Origin of the sequence: Indolivaga alginatilytica (assembly GCF_003201355.1) — a bacterium.
Taxonomy (GTDB): Bacteria; Bacteroidota; Bacteroidia; order Bacteroidales; family Dysgonomonadaceae; genus Dysgonomonas_A; species Dysgonomonas_A alginatilytica.
In genome coordinates this window covers 34,717-57,770 of record NZ_QICL01000018.1, presented here as the reverse complement: position 1 = coordinate 57,770, position 23,054 = coordinate 34,717, and the positions used below count along the sequence as shown (strand labels likewise).

Genomic DNA, 23,054 nt, shown 5'->3' with positions numbered 1-23,054 from the left:
AACTCTATGCAAAGAAGACTATAGGAAGCCAATCTGCTAAACTTTATACCTCAGGACAAAATAAGTAGAAGTTTTGACGAATTACTGAATTCTGATTAATAACAATCCACGTACAAAAATATGCGGAGGTTTCTTTTTATGGAGCACACTCATGAAATCTTGCACTCGCTTATGAGAATTTTAAGAAAATTGCTAGCTTTATCAAACTAAATTAGTTTATCTTGAAATGAAAAATCAAATAGGTTATAGATCTTTATACAAAACGGATTTATTTGAAATTGGCAATGTCTATGAAGATGCCTATTTAATAAATAATGAGACTAAAGAGAACATTCATATTGGATGGTTTTATGGAGAACCTACTTGCGCTTTTATAAATGCCGATAATAGTTGGTGTGTTGTTGGAGGAGATGTTTTAATTCTGATAAAGAATTTTAAGCTTATAGATATTGATGGAATAAAGGATGTATTTGCTGTTAAGTCTATTGATGAAAGTAATATTCAGATTCTTACAGATCCATGGTCGGAATATTCTTCTATTTGGCAATTGAATGTTGAATCTCTTGCATGTATTAAAGTCCAGAACTTTACTAAATATAAGGGTGAAAAATATACTAATGATGTAGATTGGTGAAATAAAAATCCCCAAGCATTTCTTTTGAGGATTCTGAAATTTGTGGAGCACAGCGCCAAAGTCTCGAACTTTTTTTGTGAGGATTATAAGGAAATTGTTAGCTTTATGGAATATTTTAATTTAAGATTATGAAATTTCTTTTCTTTAGTTTACTATATATAGTATGTATAAATTCTTTTGCTCAAGAGTTTGATAAACAAAACATATACTATAAGGCTTTAAAGTCACATTTCGAGTATATTGAAGCCTCAAACAAGAAATACCCTAATTTATGGAAAATGTCTGATTTATATTATATTGAGAAAGATGATTTAACAACGAAAAATTTTCCTGATTCAATAATGAGTTATAAGATAGAGCTTTTATCTCTTCCTGACATTAGAGAAAAAACCAATAAAAAACGCTCTATAAGTATATTCGCTGTGCGGCCTGCCCAATGGGAAAATGGCAAATTGCTTATAAATGTCATACAGTTTTCGGTTTCAAGAAGAGGTAATGATTATTCTTATATGAATATGATGGATGGAACATCATATCAAGTTATATATGACTCAAACATTAAAGAGTATTCTCTTCTTCCCATAAAATAAAATCCCCACACTTTTTCAAATGCAGGGATATTTATTTCGTGGAGAATATCGGACTCGAACCGATCACCTTTAGACTGCCAGTCTAACGCTCTAGCCAGATGAGCTAATCCCCCGTTCTCAATTCTGCAACAAAGATACAAGTTTTTCTTTAATTGTGGTCTTATTGAGAATAAAATACAAATTAATTAGATACATTTTCAGACGAACTATCCGCCTGTAGATGTGTAATTGATGTTGCTTGACTCGTTTTGCAATTCGATTTTCTATTACTTTCTAAAAACACCCCGATAGCAAAGGCTGTAGGTAGTATTGTCAGTGCAGTAAGAAGCGTTGCAACATAAATTTTTTTCAAGTGTAAATCTCTTTTCATACGCATTTTTAATTTAAAATTGTTACTACTCTTATAATGATTATCAGGATGGAAAGTTCATAAAAAAAATAGATATTTCAGTAAAAAGTGAGATTTTTTTATAGTTAAATAATAAGTAGTGCTTTGTGTTAATTGAATTTGAACGTTTGTTGTGATATTTTTGCTTATAATAGCTTGTATTATTGGTCTTTAATAAGTGGATAGGTTTTGTGTTTATGCTAAAAGCAAATTATCTGATTATCTTTGTATGCAGTATAGATAAATCTTATAGAATAATTATGTTGATATTTAATACAACTCTTCATATTGAAGATACGGTGCATGATGAATGTCTAATCTTTTTGAAAACGTTTTACATCCCTAAAGCTTTAGAGAGTGGATTGTTAAGCCAACCCAGCTTAGCTAAAATAGAACGTCAACATGAAGAAAGCGGTGTAAGTTATGCCATGCAATTTAAAACAGAAGACATAGATATCCTGAACAAATGGGCAGGAGAAACGGGCGAAGGTTTAAGTGCTGAACTAAATAAAAGGTTTGGAACTACAGTTGGTGGTTTTGTAACTCTTCTGGAGGAAGTTTCATTAATATAAATACAATCGGTTTTGTCGATTGAATATTTGTAGAAGGAATGGCTTCACTGTTGTAAATAATAGGTCTGTGACCCGAATAAATGATTAATGGCTAAAGTAGATAAAGAACGTATAATTTTGGGCATTGACCCCGGTACTCAAATTATGGGGTATGGAGTGTTGCGTGTATTAAATAATAAACCTCAGTTGGTGACAATGGGAGTAATACAGTTGAGTAAGTATGACGATCATTATTTGAAATTGAGACGTATTTTTGAGCGTGTTTTAGCTTTAGTAGAAGAATATCTTCCGGATGAGCTGGCAATCGAAGCTCCTTTTTTTGGGAAGAATGTTCAGAGTATGTTGAAATTGGGACGTGCGCAAGGAGTCGCTATGGCTGCTGCTTTGTCTCGTGATATTCCGATTTTTGAATATGCTCCTCTGAAAATAAAAATGTCAATAACGGGTAATGGTAAAGCTGCAAAGGAACAGGTTGCCTACATGCTTCAGCAATATTTGAAGATACCTGACGAAAGTATGCTTCCTCAACTCGATGCCACCGATGGACTGGCAGCAGCAGTTTGCCACTACTTTCAGACTAATAACCCTACACAGGAAAAGAAGTTTAATAGCTGGAAAGATTTTATAAATCAGAATCCAAACAAGGTAAAAGGCGACAAGTAGAGAAATCTGATAGAGTTAATAAGCGATTCTTATTAATATCTACTAAGTAAAAAAGGCCACCTTTAATCAATTCGAGGATCTGTACCCCACTTTAATTTGTTTTTAAGCGTGCTGTAAAAAGTCTGTCCTATTCGCTTTACTACCCGTACAGATGTTTTCGCTTTGGTTATTTGTAAGGTTGTACCATTAATTGGCATGGCTTTTGACCGACCATCAAGCGAAATCAGGAAGCATGAACTGCGACTTCTTATAGTTAAAGTTAAGATATTATTGTCCTCAATAACCAATGGTCTGGCACTTAGACTATGAGGCGCAATTGCCGTAATAATAAAATTGGATGTATTGGGCGCCATAATAGGTCCTCCTACACTAAGAGAGTACGCAGTTGAGCCCGTTGGAGTAGATACCAGAAGTCCGTCTGCTTCGTAAGAGGTAAGCCTTTCGCCATTGATGTGGACATCAATAGTAATCATTGAAGAAGAATCCTGCTTTAGTATAGCTATCTCATTAAGGGCAAAATCGGCAGCTTCGCATGAAGAATCATTAACCATCAGTTTGAGTTGGCTGCGTTCTTCTATTGTATAATCCCCGTTTAGTATTTCGGACAGAGTTTGTTCCATATCGTTTTCCGAAACATCAGCCAGAAAGCCGAGACGTCCAGTGTTAATGCCTAAAATAGGAATGTTCTTTTCTCTAATTGCAGATACAGTACGCAAGAATGTACCATCACCTCCAATACTAAATGCCATATCCAGACTTAAATTATTATAGTCGATAATACCGGCAATAGAATCTTTTAAATCCAGACTAGGTTTCAGGTATTCATAAAATTCCTTTTGAATAAAAATCTCGACCTTGTTACGAGATAAGATGTCAAAAATTTTCTTTATTTGCTCCTCTTTCTGATATTTTTTGCCGAAAATTCCAATTTTCATAAAAGCTATAATTAATATCTGTTTATTTTATCACTTCCTTTTTTATTACTTTAATAACTTGTTACAAAAGTAATACATTTATCTGTGCCCTTAAAAATACTGAAATAGTACCAAGTTTCGGTATTTACTATTAAATTTGCGTAATAGTATATCAGGCGATAGTACAAAGTTGGTGAAAAAGTTTTATTATTAGAGGTAGCCGACTATTAATTGCTAAAATTTAAATGTAGCTATTAATATTACATGTTGCTTAGTTATATACTTTAAGAAGAATAAAAGGTCAGAGACCTTAATCAAGTAAAGAAGCTATTATGACACAGTTGAGCGTAAATATTAATAAAATTGCGACTATCCGAAATGCACGGGGAGGAAACGTTCCAAATGTTTTGCAAGTTGCTTTGGACTGCGAAAAATTTGGAGCGCAAGGTATAACAGTACACCCTCGTCCTGATGAGCGTCATATTAAGTTTAAAGATGTGTATGATCTGAAAGCTCAGATTAATACCGAATTTAATATTGAAGGATATCCGTCAACTGACTTTATAGAGCTTATCAAATCCGTAAAGCCGACTCAGGTAACACTAGTACCCGATGCTCCCGATGCTATAACATCCAATGCAGGTTGGGATACAAAAACTCACCAATCTTTTTTGAGCGATCTCATAGATGAATTCAGAGCAATGGGGGTGCGTACTTCTATTTTTACAGGTACTGATCCTGAGATTATAGAGTATGCTGCTAAGACCGGTACTGACCGTATCGAATTATACACGGAACCTTATGCTACTTTCTATCCGAAGAATAAAGAAGAAGCTATAGCTCCATTCGTTGAAGCTGCTAAGATTGCCAAGAAATTAGGATTGGGAATAAATGCAGGACATGATTTGAGTTTAGAGAATCTAAATTTCTTCTATAAAAATATTCCTTATATTGAAGAAGTATCAATAGGTCATGCATTGATCAGTGATGCTCTTTATCTGGGATTAGAAAAAACTATTGCAGCTTATAAAAACTGCTTGAAATAGGTCGTATAGACCTCTAAATAAAGTAAGCCTATGGCTATGGTAAAAGAAAAGACAATAAGTTTAGCGGGAACGATAGCGTTTCATGTAATACTATTGTTGTGCTTACTGTTCTATTATATAAAACCTGTTAGTGATAACAGATATAGTCAGGAAATGGGCGGTGTGCCCGTTATGTTTGGTAATGTTGCCGATGCATTGGGCGATGACGAACCTTTTGGAAGGGGTAATGGTTTGACCGAAGATGTGACGGAGCCGATAGAATCGGATCCGACTATGCCTAATAATTTAGGTGAATTGACCCCCGATGTGAAAGTTGAACCTATTCCGGTAAAGGCTACTACTCCTAAAGTAGCGAGTAAAGAGGCTAAAGCTCCTACCGCAACACAGGATATGGAAAAAACGATAGCCATAAATGAAGCCAAGAAAGCTGAAACCGAACGGAAACGGAAGGAAGATGCAGCTGCAGAGGTAAAGCGTAAAGCTCAGGCTGAAGCCGATAGACAAGCACAAGAAGAGGCTGCCCGGAAGAAGAACATAAACAACCAAATGGCTGGTCTATTCGGAAACGGATCGGGTAGTGGTAGTCGCGGAAATACTCAAGGTACGGGTACTCAGGGTTCACCTTCGGGTAATGGTAGTACAGGAAAAGTATCAGGAGTAGGAGGTACGGGAACTTACGATCTTGGAGGTAGAGGTGTTGGAGCAGGAGGTTTAAAACTGCCCGAATATCATGTTGATGATTATGGTACTGTAGTAGTAGATATAATTGTAGACCCTAAAGGAAATGTTATAGAAACCAGTATTGGTAAGGGTACAAATACAACAAATGCAAGTTTGAGAAACGAATCTTTACGTGCTGCTCGTCGGACTAAGTTTTCTGTCAGTCCCGACTCTAATAATCAAAAGGGGACGATTACATATAAGTTTAATCTAAACTAAGTTTTTAGACTTTTATTTATAATAACAAACAGGTCTGCGACCTTAACTAGAATTGAAAATGAGAAAAGCATTGATTTTTTTAACAACAGGATTTGAGGAAATAGAAGCTTTGGCTACTGTAGATATATTGAGGAGAGGCGATGTGGATGTGAAAACCATTTCATTGACCGATCAGAAAACTGTAGTAGGAAGTCATGGTATTCCCGTGGTTGCCGATTTGTTATTTTCGGAAGCTGATTGCTCAGCTACGGATATGTTGATTCTACCGGGTGGTACACCTAAAATCAACGATCATGAAGGATTGAAAAAACAGGTAAAAGCTTTTTCGGAGGCCGATAAAGATATAGCTGCTATTTGTGCAGCGCCAATGGTTTTAGGAGGATTGGGTTTACTCAAAGGTAAATCTGCAACATGTTATCCCGGATTTGAAAAATACTTGGATGGTGCAACTCTCAAAACGCAGGAAGCAGTGGTTGTAGATGGCAAAATAGTAACAGGAAGAGGACCCGGTTTAACTTTCGATTTTGCTCTCCAATTACTAGAGGTGCTGGCAGGAAAAGCAAAAAGAGACGAAGTTGCTAAAGGTTTACTTCTAGCTTAACCATATACATAGTATATAGATGAGGCGTCAAGTATAAATTAAGATGTTTGGCGCTTCTTCACACTACTCTTATTTTTCTAATACTAATGAATCTGAATTAGTTCTGTAATCTTGGCAGAACTTGCTATTGATGATTAAACCACTAACATCTCTTCGATTTGTATTTGCCTTTATGGTCTTTATGAGTCATTATATTCTTTTCGACAAACAAACAAATCCTTTCCTTCATCATATATTTTATGAAGGGTATGTGGGCGTTAGTTTCTTTTTCGTACTGAGTGGTTTTATTCTCGCGTATGTTTATCAGCAAAGTTTTCAGGAAACTAAGGTTAGCAAGCACTTCTTTTATGTGGCACGTTTAGCACGTATCTATCCTTTGCATATTCTCACGATGCTTATTTGGGTATATATGAGGAAAGATCATCCTTTGAATGAGCCTTATATAACTAATTTTATTTCTAATGTATTTCTTATCCAAAGTTTCTATCCGACAGAAGAAATTCGTTTTAATGCTGCTGCATGGAGTCTTTCTAATGAAATGTTTTTTTATCTTTTATTTCCTTTTCTGGTAACTTGGTTTACAACGATGAGGCGTAAGTTTCTTGTTGTGTTTACTGTGGCTAGTATTATTATTTTGCTTTTATGCCCAATACTGAGTGGTAGTAAGAATGAAGAATGGTTTCTTTATAGCTTTCCTCCGGTGAGATTGCTCGATTTTGTATTAGGAATACTTTTTTACAATATCTGTCAAACAATTAAGGTTCAGAATTTGGTAAAATCTGTTTCTCCTACATTGCTGGAATTATTGGTTATTGCTCTATTCTTGGCTTTTTATGCTTCTGCTTACTTTATCCCACAAGTTTATCGTCATTCCCTATGGTATTGGCTACCCGTGGGATTGTTTATATCAGTATTTTATTTTCAGGCAGGAAAAATTTCTCAGTTTCTATCAAGCAATACATTTATATGGTTTGGTGAGATTAGTTTTGGTTTTTATCTGTTTCACGAAATAGTTATCTGGTATACAGACAGAGCTTTATTCTTGCTGGATATCCATGTCGATAAACCGGTTATCTTTATCTTGGGAGCTACTTTCTCTATTATCGTTTCAGGCTTTTCTCTCAAATATATCGAGAAGCCTGCTAATAAATGGGTGAAGCAGAGATTTAATAAGCCTTTAGCTTCAATTCTATAAGTTGAAAAAAAATCGATATTATATTTCGAAACTATAAAAGGGCTGAGACCTTAGAGCCATTTTTTCTTTTTCAAAAACAGAAGGGCTATTATTACGATGAGTATCATTATTGCCCAAGCTACAATGTAGCCAAATTTCCACTTCAATTCGGGCATATAGTCAAAATTCATGCCCCATACTCCAACCATAAAAGTGAGGGGGATAAATATCGTAGATACAACAGTCAGTTTGGTGATGACATTATTCATCTTCAAATTGTTGTTATTGAAATATAGATTGCTTAGAGAATTAATCGATTCATGGAAAATATCAAGATCATCGGATGAAGTTCTTAATCTGTCATCAAAATCATTGAAATATATTTTGTTTTCACGCTTAATCAGACGATTGTCATTGTGGAGCAAGTTGGAGTATTCCTCTCGCATTGACGATACAGCTCGTTTTAATAATGAGTAATCGTTCTTGCGAATCCTTATAAATCTCATAATATCAATTCCTTTAGTATCATTCTCAATGAGTTTATCTTCCATATTGTCAATTTTAGTTGCTAACTTTAAGACAGTATCATTGTATAGAGATTGTACACAGTTGAGTAATATATATAAAAGATAATCGGTACCTTTCTCCCGTATTTGCACTTTCGAGTTTTTGATAGCTTCCTGAACATCTGTAAATATGGGTGTGCCATTTTCCTGAAGACTGATGATATAATTATCACCCAGAATAAAAGCGATATGATCGAGATCCAATTCGTGGGACTCGGTGGTGAAGCATCCCGACATCAATATAAATGTGTTGTGCTCATAAGTTATCACTTTCGTAACATGGCGTCCCGATAAGAGGTCTTTAACATCAAATCGGGGTATTCCAAACGATTTACAGATGTTGAATATCACTTCGGCATCTGATATTCCTGTTATTTTAAACCAGCTTATACAATCGTCCTTTATGAGGTCTTTTAATTTATCGGAGGGTGCGATAGATTTTGTAGAAGTTTGTTTTGAATTATATTGAATAAATTCAATCGACGTAGGTAATTGTACCTCACCTAAGTAGGAAAGAGTTTCGAGCAAGTGAGCATTTTTTATATGCTTACGGTTACGTATTCCGTTAGAACTTCGTTTTGCCATAAAATTGTGTATGATGATAAACTTAGATCAAAAATAAGAAAAAATGCTATATTTGCGACCTACATTATAGGTATAAACACATATAAGTAAAAGTAAGCATAAATGTTGTACTTAAAAGGGACAACAATTGATAACTTTTATATTCGAGTAGACAATAAAAAGGTCTGAGACCTTAATCAAAAAAATGGATAATTAACTAATGGATAGTTCTTTTGTAAAAGCATTGTATGGAAAGAAGCTGCAAATCTTTTTTCTATTCTATATGATTATGTTTCTTCCGCTTCTGACACCTTTAGCGCAGAACCTTTCTTTCAAACATGTGGTCGCCACAATAACGATAAATGCAATTCTGTTTATATCAATCGGGCTTCTTCTGTTATTCTGTAAATCACGAACCCAAAAACTGGTTTTCTCGGGTTTATTCGTAATCTCGTATCTGCCTAATACTATTTATACAAGTTATTTGTTGTTTGCACATGTATTGCTGCAGAAAAATAGCGTTATAAGCTTGTTTGAGACTAATCCCGAAGAGAGCCGGGAGTTTCTGGTGCACTATTTCAATCCGTGGATTATAGTTGGATGCCTTGTTTATATATTACTCTGCTTCTTGATTATCTGGAAGATGAGAGTGGGCGAACCTTTGAAAATCAGAAATCATAAGATAACTTTCGTCTCAGCCCTGGTTTCGGTGTTGTTGGTTGTATCTCTTACTCCATTATCTCAGTCTGTTTATTTCGTCAATTTTTATAAGATGTTTGTTAATTATAAAATAAGATTGGGTAAAGAAGAGTGTGCAATTTTAGAACGGCAATCTCAACCTTATGAAGTAAAGGAAATATATCAGGATACAGTACCTAAAACAATTGTGGTGGTGATTGGCGAGTCATTGACCCGTAGGCATATGTCTTTGTATGGATATCCAAGAGCTACGAATCCGAAATTAGGAGCTTTAGGCGATAGCCTGCTGGTTTATGAAGATGTTGTATCGCCTCAGGTGCATACAATTCCGGTGTTGCGCTCTATACTTACTTTGGCTGATAGGGATAACCTCGATTACATAACAGAGAAACCTTCTATGTTTGAACTATTCAACAGAGCTGGCTATGAAACTCACTTTATAAGTACTCAGCCGTTTGGGGGGAATTTCAAGACAAGTTATGATGTATTATTGAATCTATCGAAAAATATATATAGTCTCTCTAGTGAGAAACAGCCGGATGAGATAATCTTGCCTACTTTTAGGAATATATTAGCGGATGGGAATAAAAAGAATAAGTTGATTCTGATTCATCTTATCGGTAATCATATGGCTTACGGATTTAGATATACTCCGTCTTATAATATCTTTAATAACGAGAAGGATCATCTAATAACAGAAACCGATTTTAGGGATAAAAAAGCTATACGTACTATTGACAAGTATGACAATTCTGTTTTGTATAACGACTTTGTGATTTCTCAATTGATACATACTTTGCAGGAGCAATCGTCTCAGAAAACAGCCTTAATATATTTCTCGGATCATGGTGAAGAGGTATATGAAACAAGAGATTTTGCAGGGCATGCCTATGAAAAAGTGTCACCTAGCATGTGTGAAATCCCTTTTCTGGTATGGATGTCTCGCGATTTTAAAGAAGGGCGAAAGGACTTGATCTTGAATACAAAGAGAAGTTATTCTACATCTGATTTTTTGTATAGCCTATCTGATATAGCAGGTTTTAGTTACCCTGATTATGATGATAAAAGAAGTGTTTTTTCGATAGACTTCGAACCTAAAGAACGTTATGTAGGCGAACTTACTTATGATGAAGTAAAGAGGAAGAATTATAAGAAGTAGTAATTTTATAATTACTACTTCTGTTTTATAATAGATTATGCATTACTAGTTAAAGCGTCCGCTTCTTTTTTGAGGCTTCTTACCTGAAATGTAAATAGAATGAAAGTTACAATTACCGCTAAGGAATCTGCCACAGGCATGGATAACCAAATCCCTTTGAGACCCAGATATTGAGGTAATATATATAAAGCAGGTACTAAAAACAGTACCTGACGGGTAAGACTTAAGAAGATTGATTTTCCGGCTTTACCTATACATTGGAAAAAGTTGGTGACAACAATCTGAAATCCGGCAAGAGGAAAGCATATAACGACAAGACGTAGTGCTGTAGCCGATTTTTCAGCAAGTTCAGGTCCCGGTCCAAAGAAACTGACGAATATTTGTGGGAAAAAGAAACCCAAGATAAAGCCAAATGTAGTAATACCTGTACCTACTTTAATGGTATAAATAAGAGTCTCTTTTACCCTCTCATAATTCTTTGCTCCATAGTTATATCCCACAATAGGCTGCATACCTTGTGTAAGTCCTAGTACAATCATCACAATAAGCATAAGCATAGTGTTGGCAATTGTATAGGCTGCAATCGACATATCACTGGAGTGGGAGTCTGTTCCTCCGAATATTTTAAGCTGTGCTATAATGAAGAACACTACAACTGAGGCCGTCAATTGAATAAGGAAAGGCGACATCCCGATAGATGTAATAGACCAAACAATCTTTTTATTTAGTCTCAGATTTTTCCATCTAAGCTTTATATAACTGTTAGGATTCAGGAAGTGTTGCATTACAAAGATAAAGCCTATTACCATGGCTATAAATGTAGCTGCTGCGGCTCCCTTCATTCCCCAACCTAAATAATGTATAAAGATGGGTGCTAAAATGATATTTGCTACCACACTGATAAGCATGGTGATCATTGCTTTTTTAGGGTAACCCGATGCTCTCATCATATTATTGAAGTTAAAGCATAAAGACAGGAATAGATTACCCGGTAAAAAGATTACGAGGAAATCTCTGGCGTATGGATAAGTAGCCTCACTTGCCCCTGCGTACATGAGTACGGGTTTTAGAAATAAGAGCAGTAATCCTATAACGACACCGCTGATAATAATAGTCATAAGAAAGGACGTTCCTGCAATTTTTTCGGCAGTTTCTTTATCCTTTTTTCCCAGATAGATAGAAATACGACTAGCTGATCCTGCTCCTACAAGCATACCTACTGCTGCTGTAATATTCATAATAGGAAGTACCAGCCCTAAGCCGGCTAAGGCATCGTCTCCCACCCAATGACCTATAAATATACGGTCGATTACATTATACAGAGAGTTGACCAGAGTTCCCACGATTGCAGGTAATGCATATTGCCAAAGAAGTTTAGCAATGTTTTTGTTTTCGAGTTCGTCAACATTTGCAACTTGTTGCATTTCTTTTAAAATTTAAGAATGAAGAGCAATACGAGATGTGTAGGTTTTGCGAATAAAGATAACTGCTCCATATTATCTCTACTGATCTGATATTTGATGTGTCTTAGATTTTGTCTAATAGGCGCCTGTTGTTTTCAGATAAAGCAACGCAAAGTTATACAATAATCCTCAAAGAAATAAAAATAAGAGGCTGTTTCGATGGATAAATTATAGACAGCTTTCGAATAGCATATAGATCATTATGCCAGGTTAAGCAACCGTAAATAATGATAAATATAAATAAAATAAGCATTTTTAGTTAAAATATCGACTTGGGGTAGTAGGTTATTATAAAATGCTGACATATATTTGGGAAATCTAAAAACTATCTTACAATATTCTATTTTTAGTAGAAACCTTATAAAGAATACGTATGAGAATAAAGAAACTGCTCGGACTACTGTGTATCCTGTTGTTTTTCCCTTTGCTGCTAGCGGCTCAGTCTGCACCCGAGTCTAAAGTTACGCTAAAAGGCATCGTATCCGATTCGTTAACTTCCGAATCGATACCTTATGCAACTATTAAGATTTTTAAACAATCTAGTCCCCAGAAGGTAGATAAGGTAGTTCCTACTGATGAGAACGGAAAATTTCAGTTCTCGATAACTCAACCCGGAGAGTATTTGATGACTGTAGAGTTTATTGGAAAGCAATCTGTCAGTAAACCTCTGACGTTGAATGATAATAAGATACACGATTTAGGAAATATTCTAATGCAAGACGATAGTAAGATGCTTAATGAAGTGGTGGTTTCTGCTCAAAAGCCTCTGATAAAGGTAGAATTAGATAAGATAACCTACAGTATGGAGGATGATCCCGAATCTAAGACCAACAATGCTCTGGATATGATGAAAAAAGTTCCCATGATAACAGTAGATGGAGAAGATCAGATTCAGCTCAAAGGATCATCGGCATTCAGAATTTATATAAATGGAAAACCTTCTTCGATGTTGGCTAGCAATCCTAAAGATGTATTAAAGAGTATGCCTGCCAGCACTATTAAAGATATAGAGGTGATAACCGATCCCGGGGCAAAGTACGATGCCGAGGGAGTGGCAGGTATTATTAATATCATTACTGTGAAAAATACTTCGATGGGTGGATATACGGCAACTGTAAGCAGCTGGGGTAACTCTCAGGGAGGTTATGGAGCTTCGGGATACCTGACCATGAAATCAGGGAAGTTTGGTTTTACAGGTAATTACAGTTATTACGAATATAGAAATCCTGAATATGATACTTACCTGAGACGAGAGAATTTCTCTAGTTTAGATGATAAGTACTTAATTCAGCGAGGAGCAGGTAAGAATAGAGGTAATGGGCAATTTGGAAATGGAGAACTTAGTTATGAAATAGACTCATTGAATCTGATAAATGCAAGCTTTGGTCGTTATGCCGGAACAGGGACGCAGACTTCTTTTACTAATAATAGAATAGAAAATGCTTCATTTACTCCTGTAAAGGAATTTGATCAATTTACAGACGGTGACTATAAATACGGTTCTACGGAGTTAAAAGCAGATTACCAAAAGACATCGAAAACTGTAAAAGACAGATTGTTGACACTTTCGTATCGTTTAGCTTTGGAACCGGACAATTGGTCATCGGACAATAGAGTGGATGGTATTTTAAATATTGATAGCTTCAAAAATAAACAATACTCAGATGGTACTCAGAAGGAGCATACCATGCAAATCGATTATGCTACCCCTTTTAAAAAAATACATAATCTGGAAGTCGGTCTTAAGTACATTATACGATTGAATAAAAGTAATAGCGGACGGTTTTATGATCAATCGGGGGAGTGGGTAGAAGAGCCTTCTCTGAAAGATGAATTTAAGCATAGACAGGATATTTATGCAGGCTATGCAAGTTATGCTGTTAAATATAAGAAATTTGGTCTCAAAACAGGACTTAGATATGAGGGAACTAACTTAAGTATAAAATATCCTTTGGCGGAGGGAGAACAGGCGGATGAAAAGAACTATGAAACAGATTTGTCTAATTTTGTACCTTCTGTTACTCTTAGTTATCAGTTGAAACCTTCTCAAACTCTTCGCTTGGGTTATAATATGCGTGTGTCCAGACCGGGTATATGGCAACTGAACCCGTTCGAAAATAGAACCGATTCATTGAACGTAAGTGTTGGTAATCCAAATTTGAAGCCTATAGAATCGCATACGATCGATATGAATTACAGCTTTTTCAATCCTAAGTTTAATATGAATGCCAGCCTGTCTTATAATTTTGTAGATAACTCTATTGAACGTATTACCGAACTGGATAATATTATAAGTAGAACAACTTATGCTAACATAGGTAAAAGTAAAAGGCTGGGGCTTTTTACGTATTTTAGCTGGACTCCTACTCAAAAGATCCGATTGTCGGGAAATGTGTCAGGCTCATACATCGACGTTAAATCTAATATGGATGAATTCGAGTTCTCTAATTCGGGTTTTGCTGTAAATGGCTATACTAATATGCAGTACACCTTGCCTAAAACATACAGAGTGAATGTGTTTGTAAATGGGGGGACTCCATATATTAATATACAAGGAAGAGGACCTTCTTATAACTATTATGGATTGTCGGTATCCAAGGGTTTTCTGGCAGACAAATTGAACGTTAATATATCTGCCTCAAATATGTTTTCAGATAAGCAGACATTTAGAAATATAGTGAATAACCCGACTTTCAGGTCAGAGTCATATAATATCTATAGACGCCGGTATTTTGGAATAAGGGTATCATACCGATTTGGCGAAATGAAAGCTCAGATTAAGAAAGCAGCGCGCGGAATTAATAATGATGACTCCATGGGCGGTGGTGGCGGTAATGCACAAGGCGGTGGTCAACAATAAAATGTAAGGTGAAATAACCATTTAAACATCTCTAAGGAACAGAAAACTTAGAGATGTTTGTATTTTAAACAGGCTCTAAATGAAACATAATTGCTGAGGCTTTGTTTAATAAAGGAATAGTTTTATTAATATTGTTGAAAATGTAGACCCTTCTGTATGAAAATAAAGAAACGTAAGCTTCTGGAGATTGTTTGTTTCGCTATAATAGGTATTGTTATAGTGGGATTTATGGTCAATTGGTATATGAGGAACAGGCTTGAGGGGTTCTTACGGGAAAAATTAAGCGAAAGGATATCGGAAGCAACGGGTGGATTTTATCAATTTCATTCCCAACACCTCGATATCGGACTTTTTAATGGAGAGCTGACTCTTAAAGGAGTGGAGCTTAAACTTGACTCAACGGTGTTTAAGGAATGGGCATCAAAGGATAGTTTACCGCAAAATTATTTTGATATAGAAATAGAAAGAATCCATTTTAAGGGGCTCAATCTGGTTTGGCTGTTTAATTATAGACAGCTTCATTTCGATTTGTTCGAAATACAAAGACCTGTAGTAAAGGTTTTTGAATCGGAATATTCATCACGCCTTGAGATAAAAAACAAAAATCAGAGTTCAAAATCACTGCATGAGTTAATATCTCCATATATGGATGCATTAACCGTGAAAAAAATGAATTTGGAGAATGCCAGTATTTCTTATTTGGCAGATGATCAGGGCACACCGGTTGTGTATGGTCTGAAAGATGTAAGCTTTCATGCCTACGGCTTTGTTTTGGATCAGAACTCAGCACAATCCGGAAAACTACTATTCTGTGATAACTTCGATTTTACAACTAATCAGCCTCAGGTTTTATTATCTAATAATCAATTTTTACTTCAGACGGACAATATAAGATTAAGTACAAAAGATTCGATTATTCAGATCGATAAGGCTCGTTTGGAGCCACGGACACTTTTGTGGGAACAACAAAATGCACTTCCTGATACTTATCTGGACGCAAAAGTAAATTCAATAGAAGTTAAAGGGGTGCGGTTTAAAAGAAAAAATGCCTATAACTACTTAGAGGCAAATTCTTTTAATATAAATAAATCAGAAATAGAATACTTCAATGTTAGGCGTGATAGTGTGAAAATCGATCCTAAAAAGGAACCCGAAACTAAAGATACATTAAATCTGTCTTGGACTTTGTACGCCATAGTATCACCTATCTTACACAGTATTACAATAGATAAGATAGGTATAGAGGATGCCAGATTTAAGTATATAAATTCATCTAAGGATGCGGTCGATATATATAATCTGGATCGTTTCAATTTCGAGGCTTATGGCTTTAAGGTTGATTCTTTAGCCGATATTCAGCAACGTTTTCTGTATTCGCAGGGTTTCTCTGTAGATGCTGCTGATATAAAAGGTGTTGTTAACAGTCAGAATCATGCGATGAGTATAGAACGTATGAAGCTGAATACTTTAACAAAAGACTTTCAAATTAATAATGTAAAGCTCTCGCCACTGAAACTTAAAACTCAAAAAGATTACATTGTTGGAACAATAGATTCGATTCGTTTATCGGGCTGGGAATATGATAAAGGAATGCGGGCTCAACGTTTATCGATAGATGCTCCACGTATCGAGTATGTGAAAATGCATAAATCGAAAAAGAAGGAAATAACGGAAGTAAATGATAAGTCGGTCAATCTGAATGCCGTTACTCCGCTTTTTAATCATATATCCATAGGTGAAGTAAATCTGAACAATGGAAATATTACATTCCGTGATAAGACAAATAAGGATAATCTAGTTTATAAATTGCCTAAGATTGACTTTTTTGCATCTAATTTCCTTATTAATGAAATCACGCTAAAGCATTCGCATACATACTTTGCATGCGATAATCTGCGGTTTAGTTTCGAACGTTTTGATAACCTTCTGCCTGGGAAGGATTATCGTCTGATGATAAGAAAAGGTGTGTATACAGGCATACAAGGCAATCTTGAATTATATGATCTAAAACTGTTACCTCAGAAAGATACATGGAAGAAGGCTCCCGATACTTATTTTTCAGTGCTGATACCATTTGTAGCTGTAAGGCATATCGATTATAAGATATCGGAAAAGGAAAATACATTCATGTTTAATTCTTTTAATATAGAGTCTCCAACAATACAAATAGTCAAGACCGGAGCAGCTTCGAATACGAGTAAAAAGGGAAGTGAACAGAAAGATAAAACCATCAGTTTTATTGCAGGATTATTTGATATCTCCAATGCGAAAGTAGAATATTCGGACAGGACAACTAAAGACAGTTTGAATACAACGGTAGGTAAACTCCAATTGAAAGCGTTGTCATGGGATGCTGACATGAAGAATACTTCCATTGGGGAGATTACATTACAATCGCCTGTAGTTAACTATAAAAAAGAGATGGAAGGAGCAGGAAGCCAAAGTAAGGCAAGTACTTCGAAAGCTTTTACCGGCTCTATAAAGATCGGGCGAATCGGGGTTTCCGATATTCGGGTAGGTGTAGATCAGCCCGGTTTAAAACTGCATTTCGAAACTTCAAATCTGGATATTCTGGATATCAAATTGAATAATCAGATATTCAATCTTTCAAGTGTGGATGTCGCTAAACCTTTGGTTAAAATAAATCAGATTTCAAAATCGGAACAAAAGAGCAAAGTTGCATCCGATAAGCAAGACATCTATAATATCTTCGGACAATTAGGCAAACAGGTATCTGTAAATAAGTTTAATGTATCGGATGCTAATATTGACTATGCAAGTACATTGAACGGGAAACTTTACAGGCAGCAACAATTGAATACTACCAGCTTGTTTTTCAGTGGACTGGTTGTAAATAGTGAATTGAAAACATTTGCACTGGATGATATTAATTTCAGTACACGCAATTTTCATTTCCCTATCAACAACGGTTTCTATACCTTACAAGCAGAAGCAATTGATTTGAAGAAGAAGGAGGGTAGTTTAAATATCGAGAAACTCCATCTAGTACCTGCCTATCCTAAAAAAGAATTTGCATATCACCATCCTACTCATAAAGATTGGTTCGATGTGGGGGTAGGGCATATATCATTATCAGGAATCGATTTTAACCGATATTTTGCCAATAATATATTTCATGCAAGAGAATTGCTGGTGAAGGATGTCGAACTTCTGAATTTCAAGAATCAGCAGATTGAGATACAGCATAATATTATGCCGATGATTTATGAAGGTTTACAGAAGCTTCCGGTGAAATTTGATATAGATACTGCTAATGTCAATAATTTTAAAGTTGTTTATGAAGAATTGCCCAAGAATAATACTGTTTCGGGTGTGATCTTCTTTACAAATATGAACGGACGGTTATCGGGACTTACTAATATTGTTTCCCGACCTCACCAGTATATCAAACTCGATGCCGATGGAAATTTGCAGGGAACGGGGTATTTTACAGCTACGTGGATGTTGCCTGTTGATTCTCTTAACGATCATTTCCATCTAAAAGCCCATCTGCATCAATTTGATTTAAGAGATCTGAATCAGTTGATTACACCAATGGCTCCCGCAAGAGTTGAAAGTGGTTATGTAAAGTCTGTTATCTTTAACACCGATGCATCCAGTAAGGGAGCTACTATCGAGATGCTTATGTTATATAATGATCTGAGTGTTTCTGTGTTGAGAAATAAGGATGGAGAACTGACGACCAATTCATTCGCCAGCACAGTTGCCAATAAGGTTATAAAAACGAATAACCCGGATAAGCCTCATAAACGGGCCCGACATGTTCATGTCACTATTGAGCGGAATGCATACCATTCTACATTCAATTATCTTTGGCAGATACTACAGCCTGCTGTAGTGGAGTCTGTTGGATTTTCCCAGAAGAAGCAGAATTTTGCGAAAAAGGTTTCGGGCTTCATTCATAAGATGAAAAATATATTCCACAAAGATAAAAAAGAAGATAAGAAAGGAACAAAAGGTACTATTAAACCCGTAGTGCATTAATATTTCTTGTTTTCTTCTATAAGTTCTTCGCTGCATTGTTCGGGTGCTAGCGAAGTAAATAGCTCTATCAGATTTTCTTCAGGATCTCGTAGGTGAACCACTCGCATTCCCCAGTCCGGCATATCTGTCGGTTGATTAATAAACTTTACTCCGTTGGCAGATAATGTTTTATAAATTTCATCCACATCTGATACTTCAAATGATACTTGAGCATACTGCTGTACTGCACGGATAGCGCCTTTCTCGAGTCGAACCGGAATGTGATTTATAGAATCTTTATAATTATATAAATGATCCAATACTAACATAACACAACTTCCGGGATACCCGAAAATTGTACTTACATCATGGTTTAAAAGCGATTTTAATAATATCTCAGCACCTGCGATTGATCTGTCCATCTTTTTCAGACAAAAGTATTCTCTGTCAGAAAGAAGAACAATAGTGAAATATAACTATTGGAAGTGATAAATCAAACCTTAGCTTTTTTGCATAACCTTCCCTGATATGCATTGCGCTCGGCAAATCGTTTCAAAACTTTAGCGGTAAATTCAAAGTTCTTCAATCCCCAATCGGGAGCAATAAGCAACGATTTGGGAGATTGTGACACAAACCGTTCGATAATGAAGTCGGGGTTGAGGCGTTCCGTAAAATCAATACAAAGATCAATATAGTCTTCTACTTTAAACAGGTTGAACCATTCGGGATGTTCTCTGTATTGACGGGCCATAGCCGTGCCTTTTATCAATTGCAACTGGTGCATTTTTAGGGTGGTCAAAGGTAGTTCTGATAACTTATCGGCATGCTCTAACATTTGCTCTCTGCTTTCTCCGGGTAATCCCAGAATCATATGAGCGCCCGTATATATTCCTTTGGCAGCCGTTTGGTAAATTGCCTCTACGCTTTCGGCATAGGTGTGTCCTCTGTTGATAAATTCGAGGGTAGAATCTAAAGTTGATTCCAAACCATACTCTATCAACAGGAAAGTTCTTTCTTTTAGCTTGGCGAAATATTCGAGCAGCTCGGCAGGCATACAATCGGGGCGGGTGCCTATAATGATGCCTACTACATTGGGGTAAGCCAATGCCTCTTCGTATAAGGCGATTAGCTTCTCTATATCATCGTATGTGTTTGTGTATGACTGGAAGTATGCAAGATACTTCATCTCAGGATATTTATGGGAAAAGAAGGCAATGCCATCTCTTAATTGATCGGTAACTGTGCGTTGCTTGCCTCCATATCCGGGGCTAAAGCTTTGGTTGTTACAGTATGTACATCCACCTACTGCTTTAGAGCCGTCGCGATTGGGGCAGGTAAAGCCGGCATTGATAGATATTTTCTGAACTTTATGTGGAAATATGCTGTTTAAGAAATCTCCAAACTCTTTATATGGTTTATTTGTCATTAATTTTGCTCTCATGTAAAACTATGCAAAGGTACAAATTGTTATAGAACCAAATGAGTTTAAGTACAATTTTAAGATTTGAGGTCGCAGACCATCTTTAAGCATTGATTATTGTATTATACTTAGATCTTTAGCCTTTACATTTGCTGAGATAGTTCGACTTTCGAGGCAAATGGCTAAGAATTTACTATAACAGACCCTTACTTATGCGCAGTATTAGAAAATTTGGCGTTGTATTATTTATATACAGCCTATTGTACCTCAATGTATCGGCTATGGATGCATCTTTCGCGTTGGAAGAGGACACCATCCCGTTATATTCGGGAGGTGTAATCAAAAAATCGATTTATCCTCAAACTGCGGCGAAACGAGCCGGGTTATATAATCGCATTGTCGGTAAGCATTATCGTGAACTCTATTCTACCCCAATAACTGTTAAATCAACAGAATTATATGACCTTCACGGAGGTCTCAAGTTTATAGGTCAACTGCCTCGTCTGCATGCTTTGTTTCTTGAAGATAAAAATGCACACCTTTACATGGTCAGACCTCTTGGCGGTGCAACAACATTTATGGAGTCCGATTTTTTTAAGAATACATATAGTAAGCAGGAGTTTCAAGGTACTTATGTTGATAAGTTTATAGGAGACGCTTATACGATAACCCATCCCTATGCTTTTATGGTTGCTAATAAGTTGGCAGAAGATGTAGGAGTGAATTCTTTTGATTCTGAAATATACTATATCCCCAAACACACAACAACAGATACTATTGCCGATGGAACAGGAATAGCTGATAGATTGATTAGTATCTATGATTTAAAGACATTCACTACACACTCTAAAGTGATAGAGACAACTGAGTTGCTGGCTAAGATACAGGAATCCAAAGCTTTTCATGTTGATCAGCATGAGTATATAAGAGAACGGCTTTTAGATATACTTATCGGAGACTGGAATAAGACAAGAGAGAGCTGGCAATGGTATGAAGTACCTCATGGGGATAGCCTTGTGTATATGCCATTGGTTGCAGACCGTAGCCATGCATTTACAAAAGTCGATGGGGTTTTGTTTAAGCTGATGTTAGATGTATTCGGTCTGAATAGTATAACCAACTACGATAGTAATATAAAGAATCTGAGGAAAGCAAATGGTATTGCTATTCCCCTTGATATAGCGCTGGTTGCAAGAACAGGGCGGGATGTATGGTATCAGGAAGCGAAATATATTAAATCTCTTTTAACTGATGCGGTGATTGACAATGCTTTCAAAGAATTGCCCGAAGAAATTTATGTATCACCGGACACGGAGATTATCAAAGAGAATTTGAAAAATCGCAGGGATGTTGTTGAACAGATCGCTCAAAAATATTATGATATGTTACAGGAGACACCGGTAATTACCGGTACTCATGGAGATGATTTATTTGTCATAGATCAGAAGGACAGGCATACTACTAATATTCGTATATACGATCGAAAATCAAAGCTTCTGTTGTTTAATAAGAAATATGACAAGAGTACAAAAGAGATTTGGTTGTACGGACTAGAGGGAGATGATGAATTCAGATTAAATAACGAGTCAAAGAGAGCTATGCCGTTAACATTAGTAGGAGGAAAAGGCTCCAATACATACAATGTTATAGGAGGTCGAAATGCAGATATCTATGATTATAAGTCTCATGACGTTAAAAATGATACACTCGGTAATGCGAGCATTATACGGACTAATGTAGAGAAAGTGCATACTTATGATTATAAGAAATTGAAGTATCAAACTATAAGCTTTACGCCGTGGGGGGTATATGACTCCGACTTGGGTTTTTATTTAGGAGCATATGTAAGTAAAACAATGTATGGCTTCAAACGCTCGCCTTATAGTTACCGTCACAGAATTGGTTATAGTTACCTGGACGGTTTGATGTATCAGGGAATGTTTCCTTCTCTGGATGAAATGAAGGGTTTTAATATTGAAGCCATTTTTGGTATTGCAAACGATTTCCATAACTTTTTCGGATATGGAAATCAGACAAACGGATTTAGGGATAAATCGATCGATTTTAACCGGGTAGGTATTGCCAAATATAGTTTAGAACCCTCCTATTATTGGAAATTTGACGAAACTAATAAGTTTACAGCTGCGACGACAGTCGAACTATATAAAATGGATAAGCCTACTGATGATAGGTTTATAAATGAAGTATATGGTGATGATGATCCGATATTCGATACAAGGGTTTTCACCGATTTTCATTTGACTTATGAAATAAACCGCGAGTTTAGTACTTTGCTAAAATCAATAGATTTTTCAGTAACCGGAGGCTGGAATTGGGATGTGAAGGATATGAGTCGAAATTTTCCTTATTTGAAATCGAGGTTTGCATTTAATATAGCATGTGGAGATCGTCTGTCGTTAGCCATGGCGGTAATTGGTACGGCACTGTTTACGGACGATTACGAGTTTTATCAGGCAGCTTCTGTCGAACTTAGAGGTTTTAGAGAAAGCCGTTTTATAGGCCGCCAATCTCTCTATCAACATACCGATCTTAGATACGATCTGGGTCACCTAAAGAACCCTTTTACACCTGTGCAATATGGTGTTTTTGTTGGTGCTGATTATGGTCGGGTATGGTATCCGGGCGAAGATTCTCAAAGGTGGCATACCTCTTATGGTGGAGGCTGGTGGCTAACACTCTTTAAGAGCTATACGGGTAAATTCTCTTATTTCGGTTCGAAAGATGGCAATCGTTTTTCTATTGGCATAGGTATGGGTTTTTAAACGTAATAGATATAGATGGAAAGAGGCGAGTAGTA

Annotated in this window: 18 protein-coding genes and 1 tRNA gene; 12 read left to right on the top strand and 7 right to left on the bottom strand. The window is 36.2% G+C overall.

From position 1 onward, the window contains the following. Positions 1-226: 226 nt before the first annotated feature. Positions 227-634, top strand: a complete 408-nt coding sequence (locus CLV62_RS13635) for a hypothetical protein (protein ID WP_110311335.1) — start codon at positions 227-229, stop codon at positions 632-634. A gap of 128 nt (positions 635-762) precedes the next feature. Further along, positions 763-1,224 carry a hypothetical protein gene (locus CLV62_RS13630; protein WP_110311334.1) on the top strand — a complete coding sequence of 154 codons (462 nt, stop codon included), beginning with the start codon at positions 763-765 and terminating at the stop codon, positions 1,222-1,224. A 39-nt stretch (positions 1,225-1,263) separates the two neighbouring features. On the opposite strand, the gene CLV62_RS13625 is transcribed toward CLV62_RS13630, so the two are convergent. Together CLV62_RS13625 and CLV62_RS13620 are read right to left on the bottom strand one after the other, a co-directional pair. Further along, a tRNA-Ala gene (locus tag CLV62_RS13625) sits at positions 1,264-1,337 on the bottom strand. 68 nt (positions 1,338-1,405) lie between these two features. Next, positions 1,406-1,594: a hypothetical protein gene (locus CLV62_RS13620; RefSeq protein ID WP_146212746.1), complete on the bottom strand. Its 189-nt coding sequence runs from the start codon at positions 1,592-1,594 to the stop codon at positions 1,406-1,408. A 215-nt stretch (positions 1,595-1,809) separates the two neighbouring features. On the opposite strand from CLV62_RS13620, the gene CLV62_RS13615 reads away from it, so the two are divergent. Further along, positions 1,810-2,184 (top strand): DUF4286 family protein, encoded by a 375-nt coding sequence (locus tag CLV62_RS13615; protein WP_245904095.1) that lies wholly within the window; start codon positions 1,810-1,812, stop codon positions 2,182-2,184. 87 nt (positions 2,185-2,271) lie between these two features. Then, the gene (gene ruvC / locus CLV62_RS13610; RefSeq protein WP_110311331.1) at positions 2,272-2,847 is read left to right on the top strand and encodes a crossover junction endodeoxyribonuclease RuvC; all 576 of its coding nucleotides are present in this window, start codon (positions 2,272-2,274) and stop codon (positions 2,845-2,847) included. A 62-nt stretch (positions 2,848-2,909) separates the two neighbouring features. Here the strand turns inward: ruvC and CLV62_RS13605 are convergent, their stop codons facing one another. After that, a complete protein-coding gene (locus CLV62_RS13605) occupies positions 2,910-3,782 on the bottom strand; it encodes an NAD kinase (protein WP_110311330.1) in 873 nt (290 codons plus the stop codon). A 311-nt stretch (positions 3,783-4,093) separates the two neighbouring features. On the opposite strand from CLV62_RS13605, the gene CLV62_RS13600 reads away from it, so the two are divergent. The 4 genes from CLV62_RS13600 to CLV62_RS13585 all read left to right on the top strand — a co-directional run bounded on the left by CLV62_RS13600 (position 4,094) and on the right by CLV62_RS13585 (position 7,542). Continuing rightward, positions 4,094-4,807 carry a pyridoxine 5'-phosphate synthase gene (locus tag CLV62_RS13600; protein ID WP_110311329.1) on the top strand — a complete coding sequence of 238 codons (714 nt, stop codon included), beginning with the start codon at positions 4,094-4,096 and terminating at the stop codon, positions 4,805-4,807. A 30-nt stretch (positions 4,808-4,837) separates the two neighbouring features. Beyond that, complete coding sequence (locus tag CLV62_RS13595) at positions 4,838-5,746, top strand: TonB family protein (protein WP_110311328.1); 909 nt, start codon at positions 4,838-4,840, stop codon at positions 5,744-5,746. A gap of 58 nt (positions 5,747-5,804) precedes the next feature. Beyond that, the gene (locus CLV62_RS13590) at positions 5,805-6,347 is read left to right on the top strand and encodes a DJ-1 family glyoxalase III (RefSeq protein ID WP_110311327.1); all 543 of its coding nucleotides are present in this window, start codon (positions 5,805-5,807) and stop codon (positions 6,345-6,347) included. A 130-nt stretch (positions 6,348-6,477) separates the two neighbouring features. Then, positions 6,478-7,542 carry an acyltransferase family protein gene (locus CLV62_RS13585; RefSeq protein ID WP_110311326.1) on the top strand — a complete coding sequence of 355 codons (1,065 nt, stop codon included), beginning with the start codon at positions 6,478-6,480 and terminating at the stop codon, positions 7,540-7,542. A gap of 50 nt (positions 7,543-7,592) precedes the next feature. On the opposite strand, the gene corA is transcribed toward CLV62_RS13585, so the two are convergent. Then, on the bottom strand, positions 7,593-8,672 hold the full coding sequence (gene corA / locus CLV62_RS13580) for a magnesium/cobalt transporter CorA (RefSeq protein ID WP_110311325.1): 1,080 nt from the start codon (positions 8,670-8,672) through the stop codon (positions 7,593-7,595). A gap of 199 nt (positions 8,673-8,871) precedes the next feature. Between corA and CLV62_RS13575 the strand changes: the two genes are divergently transcribed. After that, positions 8,872-10,509, top strand: coding sequence for a phosphoethanolamine transferase (locus CLV62_RS13575; RefSeq protein WP_110311324.1), 1,638 nt, complete (start codon positions 8,872-8,874; stop codon positions 10,507-10,509). 35 nt (positions 10,510-10,544) lie between these two features. Here CLV62_RS13575 and CLV62_RS13570 read toward each other — a convergent pair whose 3' ends face one another. Further along, positions 10,545-11,933, bottom strand: coding sequence for an MATE family efflux transporter (locus tag CLV62_RS13570; protein WP_110311323.1), 1,389 nt, complete (start codon positions 11,931-11,933; stop codon positions 10,545-10,547). 412 nt (positions 11,934-12,345) lie between these two features. Between CLV62_RS13570 and CLV62_RS13565 the strand changes: the two genes are divergently transcribed. Together CLV62_RS13565 and CLV62_RS13560 are read left to right on the top strand one after the other, a co-directional pair. Further along, positions 12,346-14,832, top strand: a complete 2,487-nt coding sequence (locus CLV62_RS13565) for a TonB-dependent receptor domain-containing protein (RefSeq protein WP_110311322.1) — start codon at positions 12,346-12,348, stop codon at positions 14,830-14,832. A 156-nt stretch (positions 14,833-14,988) separates the two neighbouring features. Then, positions 14,989-18,837: a DUF748 domain-containing protein gene (locus CLV62_RS13560; protein WP_110311321.1), complete on the top strand. Its 3,849-nt coding sequence runs from the start codon at positions 14,989-14,991 to the stop codon at positions 18,835-18,837. Here the strand turns inward: CLV62_RS13560 and CLV62_RS13555 are convergent. Beyond that, positions 18,834-19,238 carry a VOC family protein gene (locus CLV62_RS13555; RefSeq protein ID WP_110311320.1) on the bottom strand — a complete coding sequence of 135 codons (405 nt, stop codon included), beginning with the start codon at positions 19,236-19,238 and terminating at the stop codon, positions 18,834-18,836. The genes CLV62_RS13560 and CLV62_RS13555 overlap by 4 nt on opposite strands. 71 nt (positions 19,239-19,309) lie before the next feature. Next, positions 19,310-20,242 carry a TIGR01212 family radical SAM protein gene (locus CLV62_RS13550; RefSeq protein WP_110311373.1) on the bottom strand — a complete coding sequence of 311 codons (933 nt, stop codon included), beginning with the start codon at positions 20,240-20,242 and terminating at the stop codon, positions 19,310-19,312. Between the two features lie 206 nt (positions 20,243-20,448). Between CLV62_RS13550 and CLV62_RS13545 the strand changes: the two genes are divergently transcribed. Then, complete coding sequence (locus CLV62_RS13545) at positions 20,449-23,019, top strand: hypothetical protein (protein WP_110311319.1); 2,571 nt, start codon at positions 20,449-20,451, stop codon at positions 23,017-23,019. The last annotated feature ends 35 nt before the right edge of the window (positions 23,020-23,054 follow it).

Bases quoted from the DNA above. Each gene is read 5' to 3' on its own strand.
- CLV62_RS13635 (WP_110311335.1), top strand. From the start codon at position 227: ATGAAAAATCAAATAGGTTATAGATCTTTATACAAAACGGATTTATTT.
- CLV62_RS13630 (WP_110311334.1), top strand. From the start codon at position 763: ATGAAATTTCTTTTCTTTAGTTTACTATATATAGTATGTATAAATTCT.
- CLV62_RS13620 (WP_146212746.1), bottom strand. From the start codon at position 1,594: ATGAAAAGAGATTTACACTTGAAAAAAATTTATGTTGCAACGCTTCTT.
- CLV62_RS13615 (WP_245904095.1), top strand. From the start codon at position 1,810: ATGCTAAAAGCAAATTATCTGATTATCTTTGTATGCAGTATAGATAAA.
- ruvC (WP_110311331.1), top strand. From the start codon at position 2,272: ATGGCTAAAGTAGATAAAGAACGTATAATTTTGGGCATTGACCCCGGT.
- CLV62_RS13605 (WP_110311330.1), bottom strand. From the start codon at position 3,782: ATGAAAATTGGAATTTTCGGCAAAAAATATCAGAAAGAGGAGCAAATA.
- CLV62_RS13600 (WP_110311329.1), top strand. From the start codon at position 4,094: ATGACACAGTTGAGCGTAAATATTAATAAAATTGCGACTATCCGAAAT.
- CLV62_RS13595 (WP_110311328.1), top strand. From the start codon at position 4,838: ATGGCTATGGTAAAAGAAAAGACAATAAGTTTAGCGGGAACGATAGCG.
- CLV62_RS13590 (WP_110311327.1), top strand. From the start codon at position 5,805: ATGAGAAAAGCATTGATTTTTTTAACAACAGGATTTGAGGAAATAGAA.
- CLV62_RS13585 (WP_110311326.1), top strand. From the start codon at position 6,478: ATGATTAAACCACTAACATCTCTTCGATTTGTATTTGCCTTTATGGTC.
- corA (WP_110311325.1), bottom strand. From the start codon at position 8,672: ATGGCAAAACGAAGTTCTAACGGAATACGTAACCGTAAGCATATAAAA.
- CLV62_RS13575 (WP_110311324.1), top strand. From the start codon at position 8,872: ATGGATAGTTCTTTTGTAAAAGCATTGTATGGAAAGAAGCTGCAAATC.
- CLV62_RS13570 (WP_110311323.1), bottom strand. From the start codon at position 11,933: ATGCAACAAGTTGCAAATGTTGACGAACTCGAAAACAAAAACATTGCT.
- CLV62_RS13565 (WP_110311322.1), top strand. From the start codon at position 12,346: ATGAGAATAAAGAAACTGCTCGGACTACTGTGTATCCTGTTGTTTTTC.
- CLV62_RS13560 (WP_110311321.1), top strand. From the start codon at position 14,989: ATGAAAATAAAGAAACGTAAGCTTCTGGAGATTGTTTGTTTCGCTATA.
- CLV62_RS13555 (WP_110311320.1), bottom strand. From the start codon at position 19,238: ATGGACAGATCAATCGCAGGTGCTGAGATATTATTAAAATCGCTTTTA.
- CLV62_RS13550 (WP_110311373.1), bottom strand. From the start codon at position 20,242: ATGACAAATAAACCATATAAAGAGTTTGGAGATTTCTTAAACAGCATA.
- CLV62_RS13545 (WP_110311319.1), top strand. From the start codon at position 20,449: ATGCGCAGTATTAGAAAATTTGGCGTTGTATTATTTATATACAGCCTA.